Origin of the sequence: Streptomyces sp. 142MFCol3.1, from assembly GCF_000424945.1 — a bacterium.
In the GTDB taxonomy this organism is placed as follows: Bacteria; Actinomycetota; Actinomycetes; order Streptomycetales; family Streptomycetaceae; genus Streptomyces; species Streptomyces siamensis.
On the sequence record NZ_AUKV01000017.1, the window covers coordinates 223,722 to 231,813 of the forward strand.

The window sequence follows — 8,092 nt, forward strand, 5'->3', positions numbered from 1 at the left end:
ACCGCCTCGGGTCACCGTGGTGCCTGCGCGGACCGCGAGGGGCCCCTACTTGTCGACCTTGCCGGCCTTCAGGTACAGCTGGTCGAGCAGGACGTTGCAGCTGTCGCCGGCGCCGCACGAGATGGAGATCGTGTTGGTGCCCTTGTTGAGGGTGGGCCACGCGAAGGTCTTCGTCCAGCCCTTCGCGAAGTCGCCGTCGGCGGCGTGCCGGTAGTTCTTCATGCTCAGCTTGCTGCCGAACGGCTTGCCATTGACGGTGAGCGTCATCGCGGCGTGGGGGCCCGCCGTGCTGTAGCGCGCGAAAAGCGTGTAGATGCCGTCCTTGGGGATGCCGTTGACGGTCCAGGTGACCTGGGCTCCGGGGGTGTTCAGGCCCGTGACGTAGACACCGCCGTCCGACTCGGCGCCCTCGACGTCCGAGGCCGTGGTGACTCCGGCGCCCAGGTTCATGGCCTTCGCGTCGATCTTCGGAAGCTCCGTCTCGGAAGCGGGCGCCGTGGCGGACCGGCTCGGTGCGGCGCTCTCGGAGGACGACGTGGCCGGGTCCGCGCCGCCGTCGTCACCCTTGGCGTCGTCGTTCGAGTCGCCGCCCATCATGGCGATGCCGATGCCGATGACGACGGCCGCGACCACGGCGATCGCGCCGATGAGCAGGCCCCTGGTGTTGGGGCCGCGGCCACGCCCGCCGCCGTCGCCGGGCAGCGGCGTCCGGGTGGTGGGCGCGCCGCCGGGGACGGTCTCGGGGGCCGCGTAGTGCGGGTTCGGCTGACCGTAGCCCTGCTGCGGGACCTGGCCGTACTGCGCGGTCGCGGCCTGCTGGCCGTACTGCGCGGTCTGTGCCGGCTGCCCGTACTGGCGCTGGCCCACCGGTCGCGTCCGGTTGACCGAGCCCGGGTAGCCGTAGCCGCCGCCCCCGGTGGGCGGGGTGGCTCCGTTGGCCTGACCGTCGGCGTACAGGTAGCCGAACGGGTCGTCGTCCTCGGGCGTGCTCGCGCCGTTGTCGCCGGGCGTCATCCCTTGGTCTCCTCAGCAGATGCGGTACACGGTGAATGGCGAGCCTACCCGCTCTCGCTGGACCAAACGGGGGGTCTTCACCGCATCAACCCACTGACCTGGGTTTTATCCGGCACGCCGATGCTGTTTGGGACGAGATCGTTTCTCGACGTACATCCGTTCGTCAGCGGATTTCAACACCTCGTCCGCCGTCATCCCGCAGTGTGCCCATCCGATGCCGAAACTGGCGCCCACACGGACGGCCCGCCCGTCGATCCGGATCGGCGGGATGATCGCGTTCCGCAACCGTACGGCGAGGTCCTGGGCGTCCGCCCGGCCGAGCCCGTCGGCGAGCACCACGAACTCGTCACCGCCGAGCCGGGCGACCGTGTCACCGTCGCGGACGCCGCTGGTGAGCCGCCGCGCCACCTCGATGAGCACCTCGTCGCCCGCGTTGTGCCCGAATCGGTCGTTGATCGACTTGAAGCCGTCGAGGTCGCAGAAGAGCACCGCGAGCCCCTTGGTGCCGTCGTCGGTCTCACCCTCGGGCGCCACCGTGTGCACGTGGTGGTCGAAGGCGTCGTAGGCCTCGGGGCCGGAGCGGAAGTCGAAACCGTGGCCGTTGCCCTCGTAGGCGGGGTGGGCGTGCCCGTCGAAGGCGCCGTTGCCGTCGTAACCGCCGTTCGCGGCGGCCGGCGGCTCCGTGTACTGGCCGTGCCCGTACGCCGCGTCCAGGGAGGCGACGGCGCCGGGCGGCAGGGACTGCGGGCGCTGGCAGAGGCGGGCGCCGAGCCGGGAACGCAGCTCCGCGGAGTTGGGCAGGCCGGTCAGCGCGTCGTGCGAGGCGCGGTGGGCGAGCTGGAGCTCGCGGCGCTTGCGCTCCTCGATGTCCTCGACGTGGGTGAGCAGGAAGCGGGGGCCGTCGGCGGCGTCCGCGACGACCGAGTTGCGCAGGTGGACCCAGACGTACGTGCCGTCGCGGCGGCCGAGGCGCAGCTCGGCCCGGCCGCCCTCGGCGGACGTCCTGAGCAGGGTGCCGATGTCCTCGGGGTGCACGAGGTCGGAGAAGGAGTAGCGGCGCATCGCGGAGGCCGGGCGGCCCAGCAGACGGCACAGCGCGTCGTTGGTGCGCAGGATGCGGCCGTGCTGGTCGCCGCCCATCTCGGCGATCGCCATGCCGCTGGGCGCGTACTCGAAGGCCTGGCGGAAGGACTCCTCGCTGGCGCGCAGTGCCTGCTGCTCACGCTCCAGGCGGACCAGGGCGCGCTGCATGTTCGCCCGCAGCCGGGCGTTGCTGATCGCGATGGCGGCCTGGAAGGCGTACATCTGGAGCGCCTCGCGCCCCCAGGCACCGGGGCGCCGGCCGTTGCGCGGCCGGTCCACGGACAGCACGCCGATCAGCTCGCCGCCGCCGGAGGCGCCGGGCGAGTACATCGGCGCGAAGAGACGGTCGGAGGGGTGCCACTCGTCCTCGAAGCGGGGCGCGGGTCCGTCGGTGTACCACTGCGGGACGTCGTCCTCGTCCAGGACCCAGCCCTCGGTGTGCGGTATGAACCGGAGGTCGCCCCAGGCCTCGCCCATGGTCAGCCGGCGGTCCCAGGAGGCGCGGGACCCGACGCGGCCGGTGATCAGGGCCTCGGCGGCGGAGTTCCCGGCGAGCGCGGCGACGACCAGGTCGCCGTCCTGGCGCACGAGGTTGACGCACGCGAGCTCGAAGCCGAGACCGGTGACCACGCCGTCCGCGACGGTCTGCAGCGTGTCGGCCAGGCTGCGGGCGGTGTTCATGTCCGCCATCACCTGATGCAGCTGCCGCAGGGTCGCCAGACGGACGTAGGGCTCCGACTCGGTCTCCATTCGCCCTCCCCCCTCGTCGAGACCTCGCAGCAACTCCAGGGTTCTCTCGGCGTACCAGGTGCTCTTCGTTGCTCTCGCGCTTACGACTGGGTGTACCGCTCGGTGGACTGCCGGGTGCCTTCCCGCGTACTGCTTGGTAGCTTCATGCTCAGCTTCCCCGCCACTGAATCACAGCGCGCTCCCCACTCGGTACACAGGGTCAACAAAATATGGCCCCTGTGACTCAAGTCACAGCTGAAGTTGAACAATTGAGTGGGGTTTCTGCATTTTCACCGTGCGTTTACTGAACGCATGGTGGGGAGCTGTGCGGACACTGTGAGCGATTGTGGCCGGACGCCACGCGAACGTGTGCGGTCGCGATCTCCGTCTCCGGTCCTAGGACCTGCCTCGGGCCGGGGGCCGATGCGCCGCCCGGGAAACGGAGACTAGCGTTTCGGCGTGCTGAAGACTTCCCCCTCCGCTCCCCCCTCCGCATCCGGGCATGCTGAGGGGGTGAGCAACGACGAGTTCCGCGCCGCCATGACCCGGCTGGCCGCGGGCGTGGTCCTGGTGACCGCCCACGAGCCCGCACTGGACCCGGACGGACCGCGCGGCGAGGACGTCGGCATGACCGCGACGGCCTTCATGTCCGTCTCGCTGGACCCGCCCCTGGTCCTGGTGAGCCTGCGCGAGGGCTCTCGCATGGACGACCTGCTCGCCGAACAGCCGATGTGGGCGGTCTCCGTGCTCTCCGAGAGCCAGCGCCACATCGCCGGCCGCTTCGCCATGAAGGGCCGCATCAGCGACCGGCTGCTCTTCGCGGACATCCCGTACGTGCGCGGCAAGGAGGCCGGGGCACCGCTGGTGGGCGGCGCCCTGGCGACCCTGGAGTGCCGCACCGAGCAGCGGGTGGCCGCCGGGGACCACACCCTCGTCATCGGCCGCGTCCTCACGGCCGAGGTGCCGAGCGCCGACGGAGGACCGCTGACGTACTTCAGGGGCCGCTACCGGCAGCTGGGTTAGCGCCCGCGCGGCGGACGGCGCCGTCCGCCCACCGCACGGGCGGGACGGTCAGCGCTCCAGGACGGTGACGTCGAGCGCGGCCAGCCGCTCCGGGTCGTTGAGGATGTCGATCACGGCGATCCGGCCGTGTACGACTGTGAAGGCGAGAACACTGGTCAGGTGCCCGTCGGTGATGCCCACGACACCCGCGACGCCGTTGACGAGGGCGGGCCGCGCGGAGTGCGCGAGATGGGCGAAACCGATGGCGCCCGAGGCCACGGCGACCGCACCGGTCGTCACACCGCCCTCCGACCGCGCCACGACGTCCGGGTCGAGCACCGCGACGAGCGCGTCGAAGTCGCCCCCGCGCGCCGCCGCCAGGAACGCGTCGACGGCCTCCCGTTGCTGTGCGAGGTCGGCGTCGGGCGCGGGCGCCCCGCCCTGCACCCGACGCCGGGCCCGGCTGGCGAGCTGCCGGGACGCCGCCGGCGTACGGCCCACGAGGAGCGCGATCTCCTCGAACGGCACCGCGAACAGGTCGTGCAGCACGAAGGCGAGCCGCTCGGCCGGCGTCAGCGTCTCCAGCACCACCAGCAGGGCGATGCCCACCGAATCGGCGATCAGCGCCTGCTGTTCCGGGTCGACGCCGCTGACGGGGCTGAGCACCGGCTCCGGCATGCGCACCCCGGGCCGGTCCTCCAGGGGCTCCTCGCCGCGGGCCCGGCGGGAGCGCAGCATGTCCAGGCAGACCCTTCCGACGACGGTCGTCAGCCAGCCGCCGAGGTTGTCGACATGGCTCGCGTCGGCCCGGCTGAGCTTCAGCCAGGCCTCCTGCACGGCGTCGTCGGCCTCGGTGAGCGAGCCGAGCATGCGGTAGGCGACCGCGCGCAGATGACCGCGGTGCGCCTCGAACCGCTCGGCGAGGAACTCGTTCCCTCCGGGGGCCGGCCCGGTCGGCTCGCCGGCTTCGCTCATCTCGCCCATGGGCCCCATCTCCTCGTCGCGGTCCGTCACAGACATGACGGATCGCGGGACGCGAATGTGACGCGGGCCGTCGGGCCGTGCGTCCGGGACCCGGCGGGGGTCAGGACCAGTCGCGCCCGGAGCGCCCGCGCTTGGTGTCCGAGCGCTGCTTCTTCTCGCGCAGCCGCCGCTCGTTGATGCCGCGGGGGATGCGGGTGGCGCGGCGAGGCCTGGGCGGTGGAGCGGTGGCCTCGGCGAGCAGGGCCGCGAGCCGCACGGCGGCGGCCTCGCGGTTGCGCCACTGGGACCGGTGCTCGGAGGCCCGGACGCTGACGACCCCGTCGACGAGCCGCCCGGCCAGCCTGGCGAGGGCGCGCTCCTTCCACACGGGCGGCAGCGCCTCGGTCCTGGCCAGGTCGAAGCGCAGTTCGACCTGCGAGTCGCTGGTGTTGACGTGCTGTCCTCCGGGCCCGCCGGAGCGCGAGAAACGCCACATCAGCTCGGCCTCGGGAAGGGAGACGGAGCCACGGACGACATAGGGACCGGACATGAGGTTCATGGTCGCGCGGATGTCCGGTCCGCGTCACCCGTTTTTCCGCTCGCCTGCGCCGTCGGAGCGAACCGAAGGTAAAGAAAGTAAAGAGAGCTGGAACCTTCCGTACCCCTCTCGGCGTTCATAGGGGTAGCTGTAGCTTCGTGACCGTACGAAGCCGTTCGAAACCCATACGTACGAGGCACAAGCACCGCGTACGCAACGAGGGAAGGGACTCCCAACAATGGCTGTAAGCCTGTCCAAGGGTGGCAACGTCTCGCTCACCAAGGAGGCTCCGGGCCTGACCGCCGTCACCGTGGGCCTCGGCTGGGACGTCCGCACCACCACGGGTACCGACTTCGACCTCGACGCCTCGGCCATCGCGGTCAACACGCAGGGCAAGGTCTACTCGGACGCCCACTTCGTCTTCTTCAACAACAAGCAGACCCCGGACAACACCATCGTCCACACCGGCGACAACCGCACGGGCGAGGGCGCGGGCGACGACGAGGCGATCAACGTCAACCTGGCGGCTCTCCCCGCCGACATCGACAAGATCGTCTTCCCGGTCTCGATCTACGACGCCGAGACCCGCACGCAGAACTTCGGCCAGGTCCGCAACGCGTACATCCGCATCATCAACCAGGCCGGCGGCGCCGAGATCGCGCGCTACGACCTCTCCGAGGACGCCGCGACCGAGACCGCGATGGTCTTCGGCGAGCTCTACCGCAACGGCGCCGAGTGGAAGTTCCGCGCCGTGGGCCAGGGATACGCCTCGGGCCTCGTCGGCATCGCCCAGGACTTCGGCGTCAGCGTCTGATCCGCCGTCTCCCGCACCACCTGACGGAGCCCCCGGCCCATTCGGGCCGGGGGCTCCGTCAGTTGTTCCTCCTCGTCACGTCCGGGCGGCTCCCCGCCCGGCTCAGGCGGCGAGTTCCGCGTCCTCGGGCGCGGTCTCGGCCGCCGGTGCCGCGGCGGCCCGTACCCGCCCGCCGCGCCTCACCACCGTGGCCGGCAGCGCCGCGGCGAGGACACCGATCACGCTGACGGTCGACGCGCTGTCCCTGCGGCCCCCGCGCTGAAGGACGGACTCCCGGCCTGCCCGTCACGGCTTCGCGGTCCCGGCTTCGCGGTCCCCCGCCCGTCACGGCTTCGCGGGCTTGCCCTCGCCGTACAGCCAGTCCTTCCAGATGACACCGAAGTCCTCGTCCGGCGCCTTCTTCTCGACGAAGGCGGTGAACCCGCCGCTGTCCGCGTTGCCGTGACGGTGGGCGGCGGCCCAGCCCCGGACGATGTCGTGGAAGGTGTCGTCGCCGACCTTCTGCCGGATCTTGTGCAGGACCATGGCGCCGCGGTCGTAGACGGGCGGGTCGGAGATCTCCGCGGCACTCGGGGGGTCGCCCGGCGGGAACGCCCAGAGGGCCTCGTTGCCCGCGCCGCTCTTGTAGTAGTCGCCCGCGTAGAGGGCGTCGAAGACGTCCTGCGTGCTGTCCCCGCCGTGGTCCTCCTGCCACAGCCACTCCGCGTAGGTCGCGAAGCCCTCGTTGAGCCACATGTCCCGCCAGGACCTCGGAGTCACGGAGTCGCCGAACCACTGGTGGGCCAGTTCGTGGACAAGGATCCGGGTGTCGGTGGTGCCCGGGAAGAAGGGGCGGTTCTGGGTCTCCAGCGCATACCCCGCGTCGCCGGGGCGGTCGACGATCGCGCCGGTGGAGGAGAAGGGGTACGGGCCGAAGTTGTACTCCGCCCAGTCGATGATCTCCGCGATCCTGTCCGGCACCTTCTTGCCCGCCTCCGCCTGCGTGGGGTCGACGGCGACATACACCGGCAGGCCCTTCCCGGTCGTCGAGCGCGAGATGTCGTACCTGCCGATCGCGACGGTCGCCACATAACTGGCCATTGGCTCGGCGGTGTGCCACGCGAACGTCGTACGGCCGCCCTTGGTCGTCTCGCTCGTCAACTCCCCGTTGGAGACCACGTGCAGGCCCTTCGGCACGGTGACTGTGATGTCGTACGAAGCCTTGTCGGAGGGGTGGTTGTTGCCGGGGAACCACGTCATCGAGCCGGTCGGCTCGCCCAGCGCGAGCGAGCCGTCCGCGGTGCGCAGCCAGCCCTCCTGCGAGCCGTCCACGTCGGTGAGCGTCTCGGGGGTTCCCGAGTAGCGGACCGTCACGCGGAACGTCTTTCCCTCGTCGAGGCCGTCGTGCGGGTGCACGGTCAGCTCCTGCCCCGCGCGGTTCCAGCGGGCCTCCCGGCCCTCGACGGTGACGCCGTGCACCTCCAGCCCCTTCAGGTCGAGGTCGAAGGCGCTGAGGTCCGAGGTGGCCCGGGCCGTGATCACCGCCGTCCCTCGCAGCTGCCGGGCGGACGGCTCGTAGTCGAGGGTCAGGCCGTAGTGCGTGACGTCGTAGCCGCCGTTGCCCAGCTTCGGGAAGTACGGGTCGCGGACACCGGCCGCTCCGGGCTTCCCGTGCACTCCGCCCCCGGCGCATCCGGCCAGGACGAGGGCGAACGCGAGGGCAAAGGGGACGGCGACGGAAGATCGGGACACATCCACGATCCTACGAGCCGATGACATCACCCGGACGCATCGCCCGAACCCCACCACACTCTCCACCGGCACCCGGCGCCCGGCGCCCCGGCCGCCCGCGGTCCCGGCGACGGGCCGCGCCCTCGCCGACCTCGGTCCTGACGACAGGCCACGCCCTCGCCGACCTCGGCCCCGATGGCGGGCACCGCCCTGGCCTCGGTCCTGACGACAGGCCACGC

At 71.4% G+C, this 8,092-nt stretch carries 7 protein-coding genes; 2 read left to right on the forward strand and 5 right to left on the reverse strand.

The genetic code is table 11. The features are described from left to right. Nucleotides 1-45: 45 nt before the first annotated feature. Nucleotides 46-1,014, reverse strand: a complete 969-nt coding sequence (locus tag H305_RS0125425) for a carbohydrate-binding protein (protein WP_028802887.1) — start codon at nucleotides 1,012-1,014, stop codon at nucleotides 46-48. Nucleotides 1,015-1,119: 105 nt separating this feature from the next. Beyond that, on the reverse strand, nucleotides 1,120-2,847 hold the full coding sequence (gene cdgB / locus H305_RS0125430) for a diguanylate cyclase CdgB (protein ID WP_028802888.1): 1,728 nt from the start codon (nucleotides 2,845-2,847) through the stop codon (nucleotides 1,120-1,122). 438 nt (nucleotides 2,848-3,285) lie between these two features. Here cdgB and H305_RS0125435 point away from each other — a divergent pair, with 438 nt between their 5' ends. Then, complete coding sequence (locus H305_RS0125435) at nucleotides 3,286-3,849, forward strand: flavin reductase family protein (RefSeq protein WP_078629240.1); 564 nt, start codon at nucleotides 3,286-3,288, stop codon at nucleotides 3,847-3,849. A gap of 48 nt (nucleotides 3,850-3,897) precedes the next feature. On the opposite strand, the gene H305_RS47050 is transcribed toward H305_RS0125435, so the two are convergent. Both H305_RS47050 and arfB read right to left on the reverse strand, forming a co-directional pair. After that, the gene (locus H305_RS47050; protein ID WP_051370953.1) at nucleotides 3,898-4,803 is read right to left on the reverse strand and encodes a sigma-70 family RNA polymerase sigma factor; all 906 of its coding nucleotides are present in this window, start codon (nucleotides 4,801-4,803) and stop codon (nucleotides 3,898-3,900) included. Between the two features lie 109 nt (nucleotides 4,804-4,912). Next, on the reverse strand, nucleotides 4,913-5,350 hold the full coding sequence (gene arfB / locus H305_RS0125445) for an alternative ribosome rescue aminoacyl-tRNA hydrolase ArfB (protein WP_028802890.1): 438 nt from the start codon (nucleotides 5,348-5,350) through the stop codon (nucleotides 4,913-4,915). Between the two features lie 217 nt (nucleotides 5,351-5,567). Between arfB and H305_RS0125450 the strand changes: the two genes are divergently transcribed. Further along, the gene (locus tag H305_RS0125450; RefSeq protein ID WP_028802891.1) at nucleotides 5,568-6,143 is read left to right on the forward strand and encodes a TerD family protein; all 576 of its coding nucleotides are present in this window, start codon (nucleotides 5,568-5,570) and stop codon (nucleotides 6,141-6,143) included. Nucleotides 6,144-6,467: 324 nt separating this feature from the next. Here the strand turns inward: H305_RS0125450 and H305_RS0125460 are convergent, their stop codons facing one another. Beyond that, nucleotides 6,468-7,874 carry a M1 family metallopeptidase gene (locus tag H305_RS0125460; RefSeq protein ID WP_028802892.1) on the reverse strand — a complete coding sequence of 469 codons (1,407 nt, stop codon included), beginning with the start codon at nucleotides 7,872-7,874 and terminating at the stop codon, nucleotides 6,468-6,470. Nucleotides 7,875-8,092: the final 218 nt, after the last annotated feature.